General features: G+C 66.3%; 17 protein-coding genes. 10 read left to right on the forward strand and 7 right to left on the reverse strand.

Going from position 1 to position 20,223, the window contains the following annotated elements:
* Window positions 1-41: 41 nt before the first annotated feature.
* Window positions 42-2,390: a 5-methyltetrahydropteroyltriglutamate--homocysteine S-methyltransferase gene (metE, locus tag E0E18_RS11025; protein WP_130840839.1), complete on the reverse strand. Its 2,349-nt coding sequence runs from the start codon at window positions 2,388-2,390 to the stop codon at window positions 42-44.
* Between the two features lie 513 nt (window positions 2,391-2,903).
* Between metE and E0E18_RS11030 the strand changes: the two genes are divergently transcribed.
* The 3 genes from E0E18_RS11030 to E0E18_RS11040 are packed head-to-tail and all read left to right on the forward strand — an operon-like array spanning window position 2,904 to window position 5,612.
* A complete protein-coding gene (locus E0E18_RS11030; RefSeq protein WP_130840841.1) occupies window positions 2,904-3,698 on the forward strand; it encodes an ECF transporter S component in 795 nt (264 codons plus the stop codon).
* Window positions 3,695-4,390, forward strand: coding sequence for an energy-coupling factor transporter transmembrane component T family protein (locus E0E18_RS11035; RefSeq protein WP_110482109.1), 696 nt, complete (start codon window positions 3,695-3,697; stop codon window positions 4,388-4,390). Before E0E18_RS11030 ends, E0E18_RS11035 begins: the two co-directional genes overlap by 4 nt.
* 58 nt (window positions 4,391-4,448) lie before the next feature.
* Window positions 4,449-5,612: an ATP-binding cassette domain-containing protein gene (locus tag E0E18_RS11040; protein ID WP_130840844.1), complete on the forward strand. Its 1,164-nt coding sequence runs from the start codon at window positions 4,449-4,451 to the stop codon at window positions 5,610-5,612.
* 146 nt (window positions 5,613-5,758) lie between these two features.
* Here E0E18_RS11040 and E0E18_RS11045 read toward each other — a convergent pair whose 3' ends face one another.
* Window positions 5,759-6,301, reverse strand: coding sequence for an Hsp20/alpha crystallin family protein (locus tag E0E18_RS11045; RefSeq protein ID WP_066586742.1), 543 nt, complete (start codon window positions 6,299-6,301; stop codon window positions 5,759-5,761).
* Between the two features lie 188 nt (window positions 6,302-6,489).
* Between E0E18_RS11045 and purT the strand changes: the two genes are divergently transcribed.
* The gene (gene purT, locus E0E18_RS11050; protein ID WP_110482104.1) at window positions 6,490-7,707 is read left to right on the forward strand and encodes a formate-dependent phosphoribosylglycinamide formyltransferase; all 1,218 of its coding nucleotides are present in this window, start codon (window positions 6,490-6,492) and stop codon (window positions 7,705-7,707) included.
* Between the two features lie 58 nt (window positions 7,708-7,765).
* On the opposite strand, the gene E0E18_RS11055 is transcribed toward purT, so the two are convergent.
* The 4 genes from E0E18_RS11055 to E0E18_RS11070 form a co-directional block, all read right to left on the reverse strand.
* Window positions 7,766-8,548 carry a RidA family protein gene (locus E0E18_RS11055; RefSeq protein ID WP_066586745.1) on the reverse strand — a complete coding sequence of 261 codons (783 nt, stop codon included), beginning with the start codon at window positions 8,546-8,548 and terminating at the stop codon, window positions 7,766-7,768.
* 132 nt (window positions 8,549-8,680) lie between these two features.
* On the reverse strand, window positions 8,681-9,649 hold the full coding sequence (gene trhO / locus E0E18_RS11060) for an oxygen-dependent tRNA uridine(34) hydroxylase TrhO (RefSeq protein ID WP_110482608.1): 969 nt from the start codon (window positions 9,647-9,649) through the stop codon (window positions 8,681-8,683).
* A gap of 31 nt (window positions 9,650-9,680) precedes the next feature.
* Window positions 9,681-10,226 (reverse strand): GNAT family N-acetyltransferase, encoded by a 546-nt coding sequence (locus tag E0E18_RS11065; protein WP_066586748.1) that lies wholly within the window; start codon window positions 10,224-10,226, stop codon window positions 9,681-9,683.
* Between the two features lie 338 nt (window positions 10,227-10,564).
* Entirely contained in the window at window positions 10,565-10,861 is a 297-nt protein-coding gene (locus E0E18_RS11070) for a helix-turn-helix domain-containing protein (RefSeq protein ID WP_227871058.1), read from the reverse strand.
* A 156-nt stretch (window positions 10,862-11,017) separates the two neighbouring features.
* On the opposite strand from E0E18_RS11070, the gene E0E18_RS11075 reads away from it, so the two are divergent.
* From E0E18_RS11075 to E0E18_RS11100, 6 genes are all read left to right on the forward strand, one after another.
* Complete coding sequence (locus E0E18_RS11075) at window positions 11,018-12,007, forward strand: hypothetical protein (protein WP_130840846.1); 990 nt, start codon at window positions 11,018-11,020, stop codon at window positions 12,005-12,007.
* Between the two features lie 33 nt (window positions 12,008-12,040).
* Entirely contained in the window at window positions 12,041-12,964 is a 924-nt protein-coding gene (locus E0E18_RS11080) for a chymotrypsin family serine protease (protein ID WP_130840848.1), read from the forward strand.
* Window positions 12,961-14,328 carry a hypothetical protein gene (locus E0E18_RS11085; RefSeq protein ID WP_130840850.1) on the forward strand — a complete coding sequence of 456 codons (1,368 nt, stop codon included), beginning with the start codon at window positions 12,961-12,963 and terminating at the stop codon, window positions 14,326-14,328. The genes E0E18_RS11080 and E0E18_RS11085 overlap by 4 nt, the downstream gene beginning before the upstream one ends.
* 57 nt (window positions 14,329-14,385) lie before the next feature.
* On the forward strand, window positions 14,386-15,228 hold the full coding sequence (locus tag E0E18_RS11090; RefSeq protein WP_130840852.1) for a cutinase family protein: 843 nt from the start codon (window positions 14,386-14,388) through the stop codon (window positions 15,226-15,228).
* A 66-nt stretch (window positions 15,229-15,294) separates the two neighbouring features.
* Complete coding sequence (locus E0E18_RS11095; protein ID WP_130840854.1) at window positions 15,295-16,803, forward strand: hypothetical protein; 1,509 nt, start codon at window positions 15,295-15,297, stop codon at window positions 16,801-16,803.
* Window positions 16,804-16,840: 37 nt separating this feature from the next.
* A complete protein-coding gene (locus E0E18_RS11100) occupies window positions 16,841-17,653 on the forward strand; it encodes a cutinase family protein (protein ID WP_161972283.1) in 813 nt (270 codons plus the stop codon).
* Between the two features lie 8 nt (window positions 17,654-17,661).
* Here the strand turns inward: E0E18_RS11100 and E0E18_RS11105 are convergent, their stop codons facing one another.
* Window positions 17,662-19,089: an FAD-dependent oxidoreductase gene (locus tag E0E18_RS11105; RefSeq protein WP_130840858.1), complete on the reverse strand. Its 1,428-nt coding sequence runs from the start codon at window positions 19,087-19,089 to the stop codon at window positions 17,662-17,664.
* Window positions 19,090-20,223: the final 1,134 nt, after the last annotated feature.

Below are 20,223 nucleotides of genomic sequence, written 5' to 3' on the forward strand. Positions count from 1 at the left end.
CTGACCGGGCAGATCAGGCCCGTGGCGTCACGCCGACGCTGTCACGCCGACGCTGTCGCGCGGGCCTTCTCCGCCGCCGCGACGAGCACCCGGATCGAGGCCGTGGTCTCCTCCCAGCCGCGGGTCTTCAGACCACAGTCCGGGTTGACCCACAGCTGGGACGCCGGGACGGCCTCCAACGCCTCGGTGAGCAGGGTGTCCACCTCGGACTGTTCCGGGACGCGGGGGGAGTGGATGTCCCACACCCCGGGGCCGACACCGAGCTCGAAACCGGATTCCCGCAGTGCGTGGAGCACCTGCATCCCGTTGCGGGCGGCCTCGATGGAGGTCACGTCGGCGTCCAGGTCGCCCACTGTCCCGATGAGCTCATTGAACTCGGAGTAGCACATGTGGGTGTGGATCTGGATGCTGTCCGCGACACCGGAGGTGGCCAGACGGAAGGCACCGACCGCCCATTCCAGGTACGCCGGTTGCTGGGCACGGCGCAGGGGCAGAAGCTCACGGATCGCAGGCTCATCGACCTGGATGATCTTCGCACCGGCGTCCACAAGGTCGTCGATCTCGTCACGCAGGGCCAGGGCGACCTGGTCGGCGGTGGTCCCCAACGGCTGGTCGTCGCGGACGAACGACCAGGCGAGCATCGTCACCGGCCCGGTGAGCATCCCCTTCACCGGCTTGTCGGTGAAGGACTGGGCCACCCGGAACCATTCGACGGTCATCGGCTCCGGGCGGGTGACGTCACCGAACAGGATCGGCGGGCGGACACACCGCGACCCGTAGGACTGCACCCATGCCAGGTCGGTGGAGTGGTATCCCTCCAGCTGTTCGGAGAAGTACTGGACCATGTCGTTGCGTTCCGGTTCCCCGTGGACCAGGACGTCGAGGCCCAGTGCCTCCTGCCGTTCGATGACGTCCCGGATCTCGTCGACCATCGCCTGGTGGTATTCGGCCGGGGTGGTCCGGCCCGCCCTCAGGTCGGCCCGGGCCCGCCGGATCTCGGCTGTCTGGGGGAAAGAACCGATCGTGGTCGTCGGCAGCGGGGGCAGGTTCAGCTCCCTGGCCTGTACTTCGCGACGCTGTTCGAACGGACTGCGGTGCCGGTCGGCGTCGGTGACGCCGGCGGTACGTGCACGCAGTGCCTCATTGTGGGTCCGCGCGGAGACACGGCGTGCCTCCACAGCGTCGTGGGAGACGGCGACCGCGGTCCGGTCAGTCTCGGTCTCGGTGCCGGTGAGCAGCCGGGACAGGACCGCGACCTCGGCGACCTTCTCGGCACCGAACGCCAGCCAGCTGCGCAGCTCGGCGTCATCGTCGAGGCTCGTCTCCTGCGCCAGGGAGTAGGGGACGTGCAGCAGCGACGATGAGGTGGACACCCCCACCGGCCCCCGCGCGGCGAGGGTCTTCAGGGTGGCGAGGGCGCGGGAAAGGTCGGTGCGCCAGATGTTGCGCCCGTCGACGACACCGGCGAGGATCTGCTCCTGCCCGGTCCACGAGGGAAGCAGGTCGGCGTCGGCGGTACGGGTGTCGGTGGACTGACGCTCGTCGGTGCGGCCGGTGACCAGGTCCACACCGAAAGCGGCGATGCCGGTGCCCGACAGGGTGCTCACCGCCAGGTCACCGTCCCCGAAGTAGGTCTGCAGCAGGATGTGCAGGTCGGACGCCGCGGCCAGCTTCGTGTACCCGGCGCGGGTGCGGGCCAGCAGGTCGGACCGTCGCCCGTCGTCGACGGCGATGTCGGTGACGAGGTAGGGCTCGTCGAACTGGACCCAGGAGGCACCGCGTTCGGCGATGCGGGGCAGCAGGCGGGCGTAGGCGTCGAAGACCTCACCGAGGTGGACCAGGGCGTCTGACCCGTCGGTGGTGCGGGCCAGTGCCAGGTAGGTCAGCGGGCCGATGAGCACCGGACGGGCGGCGGTGCCGCGGGTGATCTGGTCGGAGAGGTCGGAGAGCAGGGCGGCGTCGTCGAGACGGAACTCGGTGTCCGCGTCGAGTTCGGGGACGATGTAGTGGTAGTTCGTGTCGAACCACTTCGTCATCGCGGACGCCGGGAGGTCGGCGGTGCCCCGGGCGGCGGCGAACAGCCGGTCGATGTAGGCGGGCAGGCCGTCGTTGCCGTGGTCGTCGATGTCGGCGACGCGGGCGGGAAGGGTGCCCAGGAGGGCGGAGGTGTCGAGCATCGAGTCGTAGAAGCTGCGGCCGATGGTGGGGACGGAGTCCAGGCCCGCCTGCGTCAGCGCGTCGGCCTGCTGGTTGACCAGCTGTGTGGCGACGGTGGCGAGGTTGCGCCCGGTTGTGGCGTCCTTCCAGTAGGTTTCCAGGGCTTTCTTCAGCTCGCGCCCGGGGCCGATGCGCGGAACCCCGGCGACGGTGGCGTTGATCTGTGCGGTCACGATGATCCTTCACAAAGTGGGTGTACGGGTCTCGCCGTCGGTGGGAGGTCACGTGAAGGCCGGGTCCGCCGGTACCTGCCGGGGGATCTGCGGATGATGCGCGGAAAGCCCCGGGGAAGCGCCTGTGGACCAGGCTGCACGCTGCGGTCCGTTCCCGTGGGGGGGGAAGGTCCGCAGGTTCCGCCTCATCCGGGGCTCCAGGAGGGGAACTCGACTCTCGTCGACTGCTTGGTGCCCAAGAAAACCAGTAGACCGCTCGGTCTGTCAAGTCTGCGGGTGGACTCCACTGTCCCGCATCCCGGGAAAACCCGGTTCACACGGTGTTCGGCAGGCAGCTGTCTTGCCCCCGCGGGCCGTACTGGGCACAATTGCCCGTAGCAACTTCAGGAACAACCTCAGGAACCGGCCCTGCCCGGCGATCTGAGGTGGGCGGCGACCCCGAGGTGACATAGGGGCTGCCGCGACCTGTCCAGCCACGCCGTCCACACCAGGCCAACCCAGGAAGTCATCACCGTGCGCCCCTTGTCACGCCCCGTACGCCACGCACTTGTCGGCACCAGTGTGCTGCTGTTCGTCCTCACCTGGCTCTGGCTCGTCCTCAGTCAGCCGGAGGACTCCGACTTCTCCACGGTCGCGGACTCCCGGTCCACCGCCGTCGCACTGGTGGGGTTCCTCGTCCCCACGGTCCTCTCCCTCATCGCCGTGGTCCCCACCCTGCCGGTGCGCACCCTCAGCATCATCCCCGTCGCCCTGGTGCTCAACATCGTCGTCGGCCAGGTGGTCGGGACCATGGGCCTGCCCCTGCCGCTCTACCTCGACTCCTTCGGCACAGTACTCGTGGCGGTCCTCGCCGGTCCGGCCGCAGGACTGGCCACCGGGGGACTCTCCAGTCTGGTGTGGGGGGCGTTCAACCCCACGATCATCTGCTTCGCGGCAGGCTACGCGATGACCGGCTTCGTCGTCGGTCTGGTCCGGGGACTGTGGCGGTCGTCGTGGTGGAAGGTCGTCATCGCCGGACTTGTCGTCGGCCTCCTCTCCGGCCTGGTCTCCGCCCCGGTCGCGAACTTCATCTTCGGCGGAACCGCAGGCACGGGGACCGGGCTGCTCGTCTCCGCCTACGAGGCACTCGGGTTCTCCGGTACCACAGCGGTGTTCCTGCAGTCCTGGCCCTCCGACCCGGTCGACAGGGTCATCATCTCCATGCTGGTGTTCGTGGTCTCCCGGGCACTGCCGCAGAAGCCCCGCCGGACCTTCGCCCCCGCGGCCGACAGTGCCCCCGCCGCCGACGGCACCACGGTGACGGTGTGAACCCGTTGACGCCGTTGACCGCGGCGGTGTGTGCGGTGGTCGTGGTCATGATCGCCCACGACACCGTGGTCAGTGCCGTCATGCTGACATTCGCCGTGGTCACCGCCGTGCTGTCAGCCGTACTGTCTGGCGGGGCCGGCCGCTCCACCGGACGCCGGTCGTCACGGCAGCTCCGCGCTCTCGGCGCCTCCCTGCTGCTCACTGTCCCGGCCACGGTCTCCTACGCGCTGATCTACGTGCCTTTCTCCGCGGAGGGCTGGACCACCGCCGGAGGGCTGTCACTCCGGTTCGCCGCGATGACGGCGTCAGGGCTGGTCCTGCTGTCCTTCGTGGATGTCGACGATCTGATGTGCTCACTGCAGCTGCGGGTCCCGGCACCACTGGTCTACATGGTCGGATCCGTGGTCCGGCTGCTGCCGATGGCACGCCGCCGCTGGTCGACGATCCGGGAGGTGCAGCGCAGCCGCGGTGTGCCCGACACCTGGCGGGCCAGGGCGTCCTGCGTCCTGCCCCTTGTCGTCGGACTGGTGGTGGAGGCCGGTCACCGTTCCCGCCCGCTCCAGCGCACCGGAATCGGCGACCCCGGCCCCAGGACACTCCTGGACCCGGTGGACGATCCCTGGCAGGAGAGGGTGGGACGCCGCCTCCTGGTGCTCGTCCCGGTGTTCGTCGCAGTCACGGTGCTGTGGTGAGCTGCCGTCGGTACCGCCGGTGCCGCCAGGCCGTGCCGACGCTGGTACGGTCTCGGCCATGACCGTGCGCTTCATCTGGGGGACCTCCGGATCCGGCCTGTCCGAGCACGCCTGGGCCACGGCCGAATCCACCGGTGCCGCGTGGGTGGGCAACGACGCCGCCGCACATATCTCGCTCCTGCGACCTACGGTCCGTCAGGAACTCGCCTTCGGCATGGAACAGCAGGGGGTGCCCAGGGAGGAGATGGAGTCCCGCATCAGTGCCGCCGTGCACCTGTGGGGACTGGAGGAGATCACCGGTCAGGACCCGTCGGCACTGTCTACCGGGCAGACCAGGCGGGTCGCCGTCGCCTCAGCGCTCCTGCGGGACCCGGGGTCCCTCGTCCTCGACTGTCCGACAGACGGACTGGACGCCGCCGCCGTGGACACCCTGGCCGCCACGCTCGTACGGTTCAGCCGCACGGTCGGTGACGTGACCGTCTACGACCGGTTCGCCACGCCCCTGACCGCCCTCGCCGACGAGCAGTTCAGGCTGACCGACGGGCATCTCGTCGCCGCGCCGGCACCGCGGCCCGAGGTTCCCGCCACTGTTTCCGCCACGGTTCCCGCGCCGCAGGGGGACGCCGTCCTCGACTGCGATCTCACCGTGGTGAACGGCGCGTTCACGCTCCGGGCGTCCCTGACCGCTTTCGCGGGCCAGGTCACCCACCTTGCGGGGCCGAACGGGTCGGGGAAGACCACCCTCATGCTCGCAGTGGCCGGACTGCGGCCGTCAGAGGGACGCCTCCGCGCCCCCGCCGTCACCGGCTGGGCACCCACCGGGATGGACGCCGCGTTCTCCAGGCGCACCGTCGCCAGGGAACTGGAGGTGGGCACCGACGCGGACCACGCGGAGGCGGCGCTCCGGTGGGTGGGGCTGGAGCGGTGGCGTGACGTGCACCCGTTGGACGTGCCCAGTGCCGCACGCAGGATGGTCGCGGTCGCTGCAGCACTGGTGAGGGGGCCGGAACTGCTGCTCGTCGATGAGCCGACGGTGGGGCTCGACGCGCCGGGCCACGGGTGGCTCGCCGGGGTCCTGCGCCGGTACGCGGCGGGGGACTACCACCGTGAACTGGGGAGGGACGGGGTACGTCCGGCGGTGGTGTGGACCTGTCATGACGCGGACTTCGCCGCGGCGGTCAGCGACCGGTCGGTGACGCTGGCGGGCAGCGGACGCGACTGAGGGACGCCGGGGGCCGGGGGCCGGCGCCGGGCACAGCAGAACCCGGCCACAGGCGGGTGTGGCCGGGTTCTCCGGAGATGTCGTGTGTCTCCTGCTGACCAACGTCACTGCAGGGGAGGTGTTACAGCGCAGGCGTCAAGAACCGCTCAGGCTTCGACAGCGGGTGCGGTCGGTGCCGCGTCGACGGTCTCCGGCGCAGCTGCCGTCACGGTCTCCGGGGTGGAGGCGCTGTGGGTGACGGCGATCCTGCGGGTCTTGGCACGTTCTGCGACAGGCAGGGTGACTGTCAGCACTCCGTCGGAGTAGTCGGCGGTGATCTTCTCGGTGTTGACCGTGTCACCGACGGAGATCTGGCGCCGGTAGGAACCCGAGAACCGTTCGTTCGCCAGCCAGGTGGCTCCGGACCTGCCTGAGGTCCCGTTGGCCTGGGCGTCACCCCGGGCGTCCCCGGTGGTGTCGGCGGCCGGTCCGGTGGTCCTCTCCGCGGTGATGGTGAGGATCCCGTTGTCGATGTCGATCCCGATGGATTCGGGCGAGACTCCCGGGAGGTCGGCGGTGAGGGTGAAGCCGTCCTCGGTCTTCACCAGGTCCAGCGGCATGAAGCGGGGAGCACGGGTGGCGGGGGTGCCGAAGAACTCGCGCGCGACGTGGTCGAGGGGGGCGAAGGGGTCGAGGCGGAAGCTGGTCATTGTACTGTCCTTTCTGCCCCGGTGAATCCGGGGAACGGTCTCAAAACTTGCTTGCACCACACTCAACTCTTGCGGGGGAGGATCTATTCCCGACCGGGCACATTTTTCCCGTTCAGTTTCGGTGTGACGGGGGTCCTGGGGGTAGCGTCTCGGGGTGACGCAACTGACAGTCTCCCGAAAGGAACACGGTGTACACTCCCGACGCCATCGGCACTCCGGGCGCCGCCAACGCCACGAAAGTCCTTCTCCTCGGTTCCGGTGAACTCGGGCGTGAGGTCACCGTCGCACTGCAACGGCTCGGCGTCGAGGTCCACGCCGTCGACCGGTACGCAGGGGCACCGGCACAGCGGGTCGCAGATTTCCACTACACCGTCGACATGACTGATCCGCAGATGATCCGTGGCCTGGTCGAGGAGATCCGTCCGGACTTCGTCGTCCCGGAGATCGAGGCCCTGGCCACCGGCGCCCTCCAGGAACTGGAGGACGAGCAGCTCACCACGGTGATCCCCACCGCGCGGGCGACGAGGTTGACGATGAACAGGGAGGGGATCAGGACACTCGCCGACCGGGAACTCGGGCTGCCGAACTCCCGGCACGTCTTCGCCTCCTCCTTCGAGGAGTTCCGGGACGGTGTCCGGCAGATCGGGATCCCCTGCGTGGTCAAGCCGGTGATGAGCTCCTCAGGCAAGGGACAGTCCTACATCCGGTCAGCGGAGGACATCGCCCCGGCATGGGAGTACGCGATGAGCGGTGGGCGGGTCCACTCCGAGAGGGTGATCATCGAGCAGTTCGTGCCCTTCGACTACGAGATCACACTTCTCACGGTCCGGTCGGTGGATCCGGCGACGGGGGAGGACGCCACGTGGTTCTGCGAACCGATCGGTCACCGGCAGGAGCACGGCGACTACGTCGAATCCTGGCAGCCGGCACAGATGAGCACCGAGGCACTGGAGGCCGCACGCTCGGTGGCCGCGAGGATCACCGGTGCTCTCGGCGGACGTGGAGTGTTCGGGGTCGAACTGTTCGTCAAGGGCAATGACGTGTACTTCTCCGAGGTCAGCCCCCGCCCGCACGACACCGGCATGGTGACCATGGGGTCGCAGCGGTTCAGTGAGTTCGACCTGCACGCACGGGCGATCCTGGGACTGCCGATCGACACCACCCTGATCTCCCCCGGGGCGTCCGCGGTGATCTACGGTGACGTCGAGGGCAGGGCCCCGTCCTACGCGGGTCTGGCGCAGGCACTGGCCGTGCCGGAATCCGACGTGCGGATCTTCGGTAAGCCGGAGAGTCATGTCCGTCGCAGGATGGGGGTGGCGTTCGCGACGGCCGAGGACACGGACACCGCCCGCAGGAACGCCAGACAGGCCGCGGACGCCGTGACCCTGAGCGTCAGCGGCGAATAGCCGGCGGCCCGCTCAGACGGGTTTCACGGGGGTCACCTGCCGTGCTCCCGGGGCCCGGTCAGTCCTCCCCGTGGAAGACCTCGATCTCCACCTGCACGAGCCACCCCTCCACCGGCTGCTGGGCGACCCCCACGGTGACGAGGGTGGGGCGGGTGGGGTTGACCGTGCCCGGGTACAGATCCTCGACCGTCGAGGGGCGGGTCGTCCTCGTCGTCGCCGGTGCAGTGGATGACCGGCCGGTCGTGGCCGGTGAGGTCTCGTCGGGACCGGCCGGGGTGGTGGACAGCGCCACAGGCGGCGGTGGAGTGGACAGCGCCACAGTGGTCGACACGGTGGTGGTCTCCACCGGTTCCGGGAGGAGGGAGTCCCCGTTGTCCCGGTCGATGTTGGCGAAGTAGCGGCGGTAGGCACGCTGCCACCCGTCGAAGTCTGCGCCTGCCGCCCCGTCAGGTGCCAGGTAGGCCCTGACTGTGCCGACCTCGTAGAACTCCAGACCCCGGGAGGTCAGCAGGTCGTCGAGCTTGCCGAGGACCTGGAGCGACTGGGCCTCGGTCAGACTCATTCCCGCGGGCAGACGTCCTTCACTGTCGAGCAGTCTGCGTTCCACGTAGGCCAGTGGGGACCCTTCCCCGACGAAGAAGTTCACCCGGTCGGGACCGATCGCCGAGGAACGGAAGACCGAGGCGTCGGCAGGGGCCGAGATGCCCGCGGCCGCAGGATCGGTCTCACTGTCGACCTCACTGTAGAACACCGCTTTGTCTGCGCATCCGGCGGCGCAGGTCAGCAGTACCGCCCCTGCAGCGAGGGCGACCACGCGCGGGATTCCGTGGTCAGCTCTCATGGTGAACCCTCATTGTCCGTCCTCCGTGGTTCTGCGGTTCCTGTATGCCTGTTCCCGGGTCTCTCAGTGCCTCTCAGTGCCTCTCAGCGCCTCACATGGCCTCATAAGGCCTCTCCACCCTGATCATACGAATCACACGGACACGGAGCCGCTGACGCGCCCTGTGGAGGTCCCCGCCGTGTCTCCATCCGGGACCGTCCCCGGTTCCACAGCCGGGATCCGGCACCCGGGGCGTCCGCAGTGGGAGGTCGCCGGTTGCGCGGCACAGTTGTCGCAGATGAGGACCATGTCCCGGCAGCTGTCGTTGATGCAGTTGCGGTAGGTGTTGGTCGCGGTTCCGCAGTGGATGCAGTGGCCGAGTTCCGCGGCGTCCCCGCTGAACTCCACGTGCATGCGCCGGTCGAAGACGTACAGTGACCCCTCCCACAGGCCGTGGTCGCCGAACTGCTCCCCGTAGCGGACGATCCCGCCGTCCAGCTGGTAGACCTCCCGGAATCCCCGGTCCACCATGAGCTTGCTGAGAACCTCACATCGGACGCCTCCGGTGCAGTAGGTGACGACAGGCCGGTCACGGAGGTCGTCGTACTTCCCTGAATCCAGTTCACCGAGGAAGTCCCTGGTGGTGTCCACGTCCGGGACGACCGCTCCACGGAACTTTCCGATGGCGGCCTCCATGGCGTTCCGTCCGTCGAAGAAGACGACCTCGTCGCCCCGTTCGGCAACCAGGTCGTTGACCTGGGCGGGGGAGAGGTGCACCCCGCCCCCGACAACCCCGTGTTCGTCGACCTCGATACTGTCGGGCACGCCGAAGGTGACGATCTCGTCGCGGACCTTGACCGACAGCCGCGGGAAGTCGCCGGCGGAACCTGCGGACCACTTGAAGTCGATGTCGTGGAAGGCCGGGTAGGTGCGGGTGCTCCGGATGTAGGCCTTGACGGCGTCGAGGGTGCCTCCGACTGTGCCGTTGATGCCGTGGCGGCTGATGATGATCCGTCCCCGGAGTCCGAGGGACTCGCACAGGGTGCGCTGCCAGAGCATCACTGCGCCGGGATCGGACAGCGGTGTGAAACGGTAGTACAGGAGAATGCGGGATTCGGTCACGCGTGTGAGTGTAGGCGGGCCGGCCGGCATCTCAGAGGGTGAGGTGCATCTCCTGGTGCGCGATACCCTCCACGGTGAACGGTTCGCCGACAGGCTCGAAACCGTAGGAGGCGTAGAACGGCTGGGTCGCGACCTGGGCGTCGATCTTCACGACCGCCTGCTGACTCACCGGGTCCAGTGCGGCGGCGCGACCCCGTGCGACGTCGAGTGTCGCCTCGACGATTCTGCGGGCGACGCCGAAGCCGCGGAATTCCGGCAGTACGGCGAGGCGTCCTATCTGCTGTTCTTCGGCCGGCCCGAAGATGCGCGCGGTACCGATGAGCTTCAGCGGGGACCCCGGGTCGGGGGTGCCCCACCGCAGGTCCGCACCGGGGTGGATGTAGGCGAGGACATGGTGGGTGCCGGGTTCGGCGTCCGCGTCGTCGATCTCGGCGAAGCTCGTGTGCTGTTCGTTGACAAATGTGTCCACACGCAGCTTGTACAGGGCATGGACCTGGCCGGGGGTCATGGCGAGCAGTTGCTTGCCGGTGATGTGGACGTCGGGGGTCTCTGAGGAGATGTCCTGGCTGTCGGTCATGTCGATCAGGATAGTCCGGGTCCCGTGGGGAGAGGGAGGATCGCGGAAAGTCTGTCCCTGCAGTGTCTTCTGCCGGGCACCGGTTTCTCCGGAGGAACTGCGGCGGACAGGGACGCCGTGGCCGGCACAGAATACCGAACTTATGTGATGTTCATCACAGTCAAGTCCTCGTCTGAGTCCTCGACTATCAGTGGGGTAAATATCGAGGACTTAGGCTACCATACGTGTCAAGTGTGTGGCTTGAATAATGGCCCTGAACAGGTAAGTTCCGACGTGTCACCCTCGGCACGGACGGAAGGAAACATATGTCGGCATATGTGAAGGCATATCTGGAACGCTCAGGACAGGCCGCTGCGGCTGTCGGCTGCGTCCCGCTCCTCGGCAAGTCTCAGCAGTTCGCTGGGGCGGACCCCGAGGGCGTCCGCGAACCTGCCGAGGATGTCCACCGTCAGACTGGTCTGCCCCTGCTCGATGCGGATGACGCCGCGCTTGCTGACCCCCACCGCCGCCGCCAGCTGGGTCTGTGTCAGCCCCCTGGCGTGCCGGAGGTCGCAGATCGTGTTCCCCAGGCTCACCCGACGCCGCTCCTGCACTGCGAGCTGGGCCTCGCTGAGATGGGCGGATGACTGGGGCATGACGCCCATTGTGCCTTACGGCACCTGACAGCTCCGCCGGCCGGTGCCGTCGGATACCGCCCGGAGCTGTTGATTACCACAGAAAGTGACAGTACTGTCACTACGGTCCCGTGTGCAACCACCACTGCCACCGCAAGAGAAACAGGAGAAAACCACATGTCCCGGTACACCCTCTACCGATCACTCGGTCTAGACCGGAGCAGAGACCCGCAGCAGTTGGCGGCCCAGCTCGACCAGTGGCTGAAAATGCCGGACCAGGACGCCCTGCGCCTGGAGGAACTGCGGGTGGCCCGGGCCATCCTCGGCGACCCGTGGAAGAGGACCGAGTACGACCGGCGGATCGACGACCCCGCCGCCGCCCCCATGTCGCTGGCGGAACTGACGGAGCTGGCCGCGTGGCAGCAGTACCCGGCGACCCCGGTCTGGTCGCAGGCTGCTGAGCCGGCGGTGGCTCCGACCGTCGGACAGAGGCAGGGGTATTCCGCGGCACAGGTCGTCTCCGCCGCCCCGGCTACCGCGGGGCGGGGAGCAGCAGCAGCCCTTGGCGTGCTGTTCCTGTTCCTGGTGCTCAGTCTGTTCCTGAACTGGAAGAAGTTCACCAGCAGCTTCAGCTATGAAGGCGTGGACTTCGACTATGACATCGACCAGAAGGGGTACGGACGACTACTTGCCGACCTCGCCGCCGACGGACAGTCGCTTGACAGTACTTCCGAGGTCCTCCCCTTCTACCTCTCAGGGATACTGCTCTCTCTGGTGCTGGTCCTTGTGGGATCAGGGCTTCTCGCGATGGGGAAGGCGCCCCGTTCCGCCACTGTGCTGGCTGGTGTCGGCGGCCTGGTCGCAGCACTTCTCGCTGTCCTGAACATGGCCGCGAACAACATGGACGACGCCATGGATTATTCAGAAGGTGCTGAGGACGTTGTTGAAGCGATGCTCCGGGACGGCGAATTGTCCACCGGGCTCGGCTGCTTCATCGCCCTTGCCACCGGAATCCTGATCATAGTGGCAGCCGGATCTGCCTTCGTTCTGGTCCGTCGACAGCAACTCGCTCAGTCGGGATATGAGTGCCCGGGAAATTCGGGTTTCGGTGACCACCCGGACGCTGCTCCGATCTCGTCCCATTTCGCCTCCGGCAACCGGATCTGAATGGCCGGGGAACTCACCAGAAAGATGACCAAAATGAAGACATCACGCGCAGCGGCAGGTATCTCCGCTCTCGCAGTCTCCCTCGTCCTCGCATCCTGCAGTGACGGTTCGACCGCCAAGGTCATCGACAACTACACGCCACCGGCGACGTTCACGGACGCCGCTGACATGCAGGACCTTGGCAAACTGGACACCTCATCGCCGGAGAAGGTGGAACAGGATCCGGAAACCATTGAGAAGAGGGAAATCCTCCGGGACAGCGAGAGTTATCAGTACCTGTCCACGCCGAACTACATCGAACCGGGTGCACGGTACTACGTCGATTCCGCAGAGGGGCTGGCCTCGTGCTCCTTCGGCTGGTTCGTCCAGGAGAAGGGAAACCGGGACGCAACCTACAACCTCACCGCCGGACACTGCGGTAACCCCGGAGACAAGGTCTACATGGATCCGAGTGGGACCGAGGATCCCCGACAGTTCATCGGGGTCGGTGAGTTCGTGTGGCGGGCATTCGACAGTGAGTCATCAGCGATGAACGGCGGCGATGACTATGCGCTCATCCAGTTCTACCCGGAACTCGTCGATGAGGACGTCATGACCGGTACCCCGAACTTCCAGATCTTCGGAAAACAGGGTGAACTGGAACTTGCAGGATGGGAGGATTCCACCTGGCTGGAGAAGAACAAACCCTACATGTGTCGCCTCGGTTGGCGCTCCGGCATCACCTGCGGTGAATATCAGAAGATGGTGGATGATACGAATGTCGCCTTCGACGGTATCACCGATCATGGTGATTCCGGCGGCGTGATCTGGGCATTCGACCCTGCGGACAGCTCCATGCGCACGATTCAAGCTGTCGCCATCACCAGTTGGGTGGACTTCGCGGAGGACGCTGCGACCACCAATGGCAAGACCATCGACAAGGTGATGACGGGTATGGACCTGGGGGTTCTCGCATGACGAACTGGCAACAGCAACCGCGGCAGACACTGCAGAACTGGCAGATGCCGCAGCAACCGTATCCGCAGCAACCTGCCGTCCTAACCGGACCGGGTGCCAGGGACTACCTGGTCCGGCTCACCGGATTCGGTGAGTCTGTGCCCAGCTCCCGGGAGGCGGCGGCACTCACCGCAGCCGGCGTGGTCGAGCCACGGGTCCAGGGCCTTCTCGTCTGGCGACGCACCCTCCTCATCGTCATCACACCGCTACTGCTGCTGGCTTTCATCCTGTCCGCCTACCAGTGCACGGTGTCGATGGGGCAGGACATGTCGGAGTTTGAGACAGGCCTGGGGAAGTTCCTGGAATGGTTGTCTCCGATCACGCTCCTGGCGCTCCTTGTCGGCGCCCTGATCGTCATCGGGTGGTGGACTGAGACCGGACGTTCCACCCGGATCCTGTTCTGGAGCTGGCTGGTCGCCACGGTCACTCCTCTGGTGACGGCACTGGTCCCGTTGGCGTGGCAGTGGGATTTCACGGCCATGGGGGCTGCGGACTTCGAGTCCTCCAACGGCTACCGGTCGGAGAGTGTAGAGGAGATTCAGGGTTATGCGGACCTCTACTCGGACACACTGGGTATGGCCAGCGTCCTCGCCTACTCGATTGGCCTGCTTCCCGTGATTGTCGGTCTGGTCAGTGGTGTCCTCCGCGGAGCGCGTCGGACCAAGTCCGTCTTCCCGTCTTCCATTGTCCCGGGATGGTTCCTCATCATCGCCGGTCCGTTCTACTCGGTCATTCTGCTCACGGTGTTCGCGATCATCGCCCCGATGCTCGGTAATGCCCTGCTTGCTGTGGGAGCCCTCATTCTCGCTACGGCACCACTACTCAACCTCTTGTTCATGCGGAACTTCACTCGCCCGATATCCCGGGCAGAGGCAGCCCCGCTCTTCTACCGGTCCTCGTTCCTCTCGATCGGGGTCAGCATCCTGGGGATGGTGCTGCTCGGTATCTACCTGTTCACCGCCGAGGTCCACGGGGTGGCAGTTCTCGGCAGCAGCTCCGCCAGGGAGGAGGGTACTGCCTGGTTCTCGTACCTGAGCCTGTCCCAGGCCGGTGTGGGGTTGGTGGCCCGTTACTTCTTCACCACCCTTGTCATGGCATTCCTGTTCGCCCGGCTGGTCTACCGGGAGAGTCACGAGATCACCTCGATGACCCCGGATGTCCGTGAAGAACTGGTCGAGGACATGCAAGGACTCCGGCGTTTCGCCGGGGAATCTGCGGTGACCCGCGCAGGTGCTGTATCTGCTCCAGCATCCTCTGCCCCCTCCGTGCCGTGGACGATCCGGCAGCCAGATACCACTGCGCGTCCACCGCAGTATCCGCAGTAGCTCTTCACCTGTCCCGATACACACCGAACGTCCCTACGCTCCCGAAGGAATACCGCCATGTCCGTGCCCTACCCGCCGTACCCTCCACACAAGCCCGCCCTGCAACGGCGACCCCCGTGGCTCCTCATCATCGGAGCGCTGGTTCTGGCCATTGCCCTGGTCACGGCAGTGGTGGTCATTGCCGTTCGCTCCGGATCATCGTCCTCGATAGCGTCCTGTGCCGACGTGGAGTTCATCGGTGCAGCCGGTTCCAGCCAGCGTGACATTGACCCTTCCTCCGGGACTACCGAGATCGCGGACAGCGGTGTAGGTGGCATCGTTGAGGACACGTACCAGAATCTTGCCGTTGATCTTCCGGAGGGAACAGATATCAACCTTCGGGCTGTAGAGTATCCGGCTATGGCTGTTCCTGTTAAGCCTACAGTGGATAACTGGACAGCTTTCTTGAATTCAGTTTCCACCGGCGCATCGGAGGCGGAGCAGCTTATCAGGGCGACGATGGATGAGTGCGGTGATTCGAAGATCGTGGTTGCCGGGTACTCCCAGGGAGCAATGGCGGTGCACCGCGCGCTGCGGGCGATCGGTCCTGATGATCGGATCACTGCAGGGGTTCTGATCGGGGACGGGGACAAGGTTCCCGACGACAATGTGGAGACCATCCCGGAATACGACACCGATGCGAGACAGGGAATTGCTCAGGTGGCGCTCGCTAACGGGATAAACTCGGGTGCCGTCAACGAAGTTCTTCCGCCGGAATGGAATTCGAGGATTATTTCCCCGTGTATGTCTGGCGATGTGGTCTGTGCACCCAACTCTTTTGCGCTGCTGAGGGTTACCGCTCATGTCAGTTACGATGCCGATGATTGGCGAGGTCAGCTCCTTTCCAAGGTAACTACATAAGGTGTTATGTACAGACGATGGGTTCTGTGTATAATTAAGTAATAACCAATTCACAGGGAGAATATCATGTCCTATTCCTCACGGCGCACGACCGGCCTGCGCCGCGCCACAGGCCTCGCTGCGCTGGCCACCGTCATGGCACTGACCGTCACCGCCTGCGGCCCTGATGACAACTCCGGGGCTTCGGCAGTTGCCGGTGATGACGGCGGTAAGGACGCTGACGTACAGAAGGCCGAGGCTCTGAAAGACGCCTACCGGGGCGTCCTCGGCGGTCTGAACACCGCTGATTTCGAGGATCCGGAGGGGGTCTCCATCGATTTCACAGGGAACTTCGAGTACACCACGGCCGATCTCAACGCCGACAAGGCCCCGGAGCTGCTGGTCAAGGCAGTGGGTAAGGAATTCAGTCCGATCCGCGTGTACAGCGCCACGGAGGACGGCACGCTCATCACCCCTGCCAAGTTCTTCTATGAGGGCGCGTCCTCTGCCGGCGGTGCACGGGGAGCGGTGTACACGGCGTCCGACAGCAGCGGACTACTGCAGGACGACTGGATGAGCGGGACCGGTGAGGCAACATCGACGCTCTGGACCCTCGACGGATCGGAGATGGCTGAGTCCGGTAAGGACTGGGACTACCGGATAGACCAGATTCCTTCGGACCTGACAGCTCTCCAGACCAAGATCACCTGGATCTCCACCGACGACTCCTCGGCCATCGATTCCCTGGTCGTCGGCGGGGCAGGGGAGGACGCGGCGTCCGGCGACGGTCCTCAGCCGACGGCAGTCGGCCGCGGAGAGTTGTCATCGAATGCGACCGCACCGTCTTCCCAGATCGGCGGGAACTGTGGCACCGTCGACGGTGCGACAATCACGGCCGGCAGTGTCACCAGTTGCGGTTTCGCGATGAATGTCGCCAAGGAGGCGCTGAGTACGACGTGGGGACCGGACACCGTCTCGCCGGCTGATGCCAATGGAGGTGCCGGTATCACCACGGTCACTGCGACCAGTCCGTCAACGAGCACCACTTACACGATGAACTGCATGATTGGTTCCGGAGGCGGTACGGCGAACTGCACCGGTGGGAACAACGCCCAGGTCCGTATCGAGAAGCCCGGCAACAGCAGCCTGCTGTACCTCGTCGACGAGAACGTGACCCCCGGGGCATCGTCGGGCCAGGGGCAGCGGCCCGCTCCGGACACCACTGTCGACGGTCAGACGGTCCTCACCGGCACCGTCGTCGACATGACCACCAGCGAAATCATGGACATCAGTGAGACTGCGCCGGGCAGTCCCCCACCCAACGGAGAACCTGAGACCAACGGCTACATCGTGCTGAAGCTCGACAGACCGCAGCAGATCACGGCACGGCATTCCGGTATGAGCGGACAAACAGCGGAGCGGACGGTTCGCTACGTCAGCCTGTCTACCCCCAACGGCTCAGAGAGCTCCATCAACTGGACCGGCTACGTTGGAAAGCACGTCACCGTGACCACCACCGCTGAAGGTATGTGGTTTCCCTCGGACACCGGGCTGCCGCTCGGTATGGTGCGGCTGTCTGAGGGGACGGTGAAGTAGTGCCGCACCAAGGCCCGACCTGATCTACCCTGAGTCCGTGTCATTCAGTAAGAGACGTCGTACCGGGTGGATCCTCGGGGCCGTGGTCCTCGTCCTCGTTGTCGTCGTGGGACTGGCAGGTGCCCTCGTCCTCGGCAACCGTGGTGGGGGAGACAACAAGGACGCCTCCGGCTGCTCGGACGTCGAGTTCATCGGCGCTGCCGGATCCGGACAACGGACCGTCGACACCCTCACCGACACCCCCGTGCACAGCGGCGTCGGCGAAATCGTCGAGACGACCTACCTCAACCTCGTCCAGGACCTGCCGGAAAACCGCACCATCGCCCTGCACCCCGTCGAGTACCCGGCCCTCCCTGTCCCGGGCGGCATGGACCGGGCGGCGTGGACGGACTTCCTCGGCTCCGTCTCCACCGGTGCGGACACCGCCGAGGCTCTGATCCGGGACGCCCTCGTCACCTGCGAGGACGCTACGATCGTCGTCGCCGGGTACTCCCAGGGTGCGATGGCGGTGCACCGTGCCCTGCAGCGCATCGGGCCGGATCCGCGTATCGTCGCCGGCGTCTTCATCGGTGACGGGGACAAGGTCGCCGACGACAATGTCACGACGCTGCCTGGTGAAGACACGGACTCCCGGGCGGGCATCGCCCAGGTCGCCTCCGGCCTGGGGATCAGCACCGGTGCGGTCGTCGAGAAACTCCCGGAGACCTGGCGTCCGGTACTGATCTCGGCGTGTCTCGACGGGGATGTGGTCTGTGCCCCGACGTCCTTCAACCTCAACGGTTTCGGGACGCACGGCGACTATGACGCTGAGGCGTGGCGCGCCGGGCTCCTGGACCGGGTGACCGGCTGAGCCGGGGTCTACGCCTCGACCCGGGCTTCGCCGGAGGAGTAGCGGACCATTTCCTCGATCTCGCGGACCTTCTTGCGCTCGCGTCCCTCGGCCTCGCCCAGGGCACGCTCGTGGGCGTCGAGGTTGTGCCACCCTTCCCAGGTGGTGTAGTCGATACCCCGCGAGTGCAGTAGTTCGATCACGCTCTCCTCGGACGCGTCCTCAGGCTGGAATCCGATCCCCTGCGCAACATCCTCGAGCAGATTGGCGACGGCCTGGTTGGCGTCACCCTTGGTGTTGCCGATCAGCCCCACCGGGCCGCGGCGAACCCAGCCGGTGGTGTAGACACCGGGAAGGGTTTCGCGCAGTTCGGCCTCGGGGTCGGCGGAGCCGGGCACGCCGGCAATGCCGTCCGCGGTCGGTCCTTCGGTGAGGACACGTCCACCGACGTTGGGGATGACGTTCTGGCGGTCATCCCACGGAATGTCCGCCGGCCTGTGGGACTTGTAGCCCACGGCACGGTAGACGTCGCCGACCGGCCACTCGGTGAGCTTGCCGGTGCCGACGACCTTGCCGTCCCGGTAGGTGGTGCGTTCAGTGATGAGACCGGTGACCTTGCCGTCGGCGTCGGTCTTCACCTCCACCGGGGACTCGAAGAAGTGCAGGTAGAGCTTGTGGGGGGCATTCTTGGGGTCGGCGATGGCGTAGTTCTCGAGAATGGTGCAGACCTGGTCGGTGATCTTCGAGTTGTGACGGGCCTCCATGGACGCCTCGTCGTAGTCGATGTCCTCCGGGTCGACGACGACCTCGATGGTCTTCGAGTGGTTGAGCTCCTTGAGTTCCAGGGGGGTGAACTTCGCCTGGGCGGGACCACGGCGTCCGAAAACGTGGACCTCCCGGGCCCGGTTGTTTTTCAGGGACTCGTAGACATTGTCGGGAATCTCGGTGACCAGGAGTTCGTCCCCGGTCTTCGCCAGCACGCGGGCGATGTCGAGGCCGACATTTCCCACCCCGATCACGGCGACGGATTCGGCCGGCTGTGACCAGGATTCGGAGAAGTGCGGGTTGGCGTCGTAGAAGCCGACGAACTTTCCGGCACCGATGGTGTGTTCGCCGCCGGGGATGTTCAGTTCGCGGTCGTCGGTGGCGCCCGTGGCGTAGATCACGGCGTCATAGTGCTTCTTCAGGTCGTCCAGGGTGACGTCCTCGCCGACGTTGATATTGCCCAGCAGGCGGATCTGGGGCTTGTCCAGCACCTTGTGGAGGCTCTTGATGATGCCCTTGATGCGGGGATGGTCAGGGGCGACGCCGTACCGGATCAGTCCGAATGGGGCGGGCATGCGCTCGTAGAGGTCGATGGAGACCTCCTGGCCGGATTTCATCAGGGCGTCAGAGGCGTAGATGCCGGCCGGGCCGGATCCGATGACGGCGACGCGGAGCGGTCGGTTGTCAGACATGAATACGAGGGTCCAATCCGTTGATGACAGTGCTTCCACGTTAGCGTGGCCTGACTTCCCCGGGAAGGGCCGGGCACGCGGAAGTGGGCAGGGCAGGTGGGTCGGACCGCAGTCTAGACCGCTTGGTCTGTTCTATGCAAGGTGAATTGTTCCGGGTGGGGATGAGGGCGTCCTGCGTTGTGTATCTGAACCGAGCGGTCTACTCTGGGGCGTCGACGAATGCTAGACCGAGCAGTCTGGACAGAGAGCCGCTCAGAGAGAAGGGTACCTATGACCACGGCGACCGAGACGCCTTCCCGCGCCTCGTCCAGGGTGGATGCCGCCCGTGAGCATGTCCGTGAAGCGACCGCAGCCAGGGATTCCGCGGCGGCGGCCGCCAGAGCAGCCGCGCAGGCGGCGAAGGCGGACCCCGACAACGAGACGCTGGCGGAGGAGGCCCGTGCGGCCCACAACGCCCGCCGGCGTGCCGCCCGAGCCCTGAAGAAGGCGGAGGAGACTCTCGAAACGTTGCTGGAGGACGCCCCGGACGGTGAGACACCGGACAATGAGACACCGGACCGTGACACCACCGCAGTCGGAGGCACGTCTCCGGCCTCCGCGGAATCTGCGCTCGACATCGCCCGCGATAACGCGCGGCGTGCCGAAGCGGAGAAGGCGGAGAAGGCGTCGGCGACTGCGGCAGCAGAGGCCGCTGCCGAGGCGGATCCCGGGAACACGGAACTGTTCGCGGCGGCCCGTCGGGCGCGCTGGGACGAGCTGAAGGCGGCCAGGGCGGCCCAGAAGGCTGCTTCCGCGCTGGCCGCCGCCGAAGCTGAGGCAGGGGCGGAAGCCGGCACCGGCCCTGATGCCGGACTGGAGTCCGCTGCCTCCGCGACGGAAGCCGCAGCAGCCACAGGAACCACCGCAACCGAGGAAGCCCGGGAAGTCGAGGAGGCCACAGAGAAGACCACCGGGCGGGGCGGGGTCACCGCCGCAGGTCAGGACGCCGGTTCCGCGGAACCGGCGGAACCTGCCGTCGTGCAGCCGGCTGCTCCGGCCGCGTCCGCTGCGACGGAGGACACCGCACCACAGGCTCCTGCTGCCGACGGGGCGACCGCGGACGAAGACCCGGTGACTGCCGCGGAACGCAGGCTC

Origin of the sequence: Corynebacterium neomassiliense, from assembly GCF_900626215.1 — a bacterium.
GTDB classification, from domain to species: Bacteria; Actinomycetota; Actinomycetes; order Mycobacteriales; family Mycobacteriaceae; genus Corynebacterium; species Corynebacterium neomassiliense.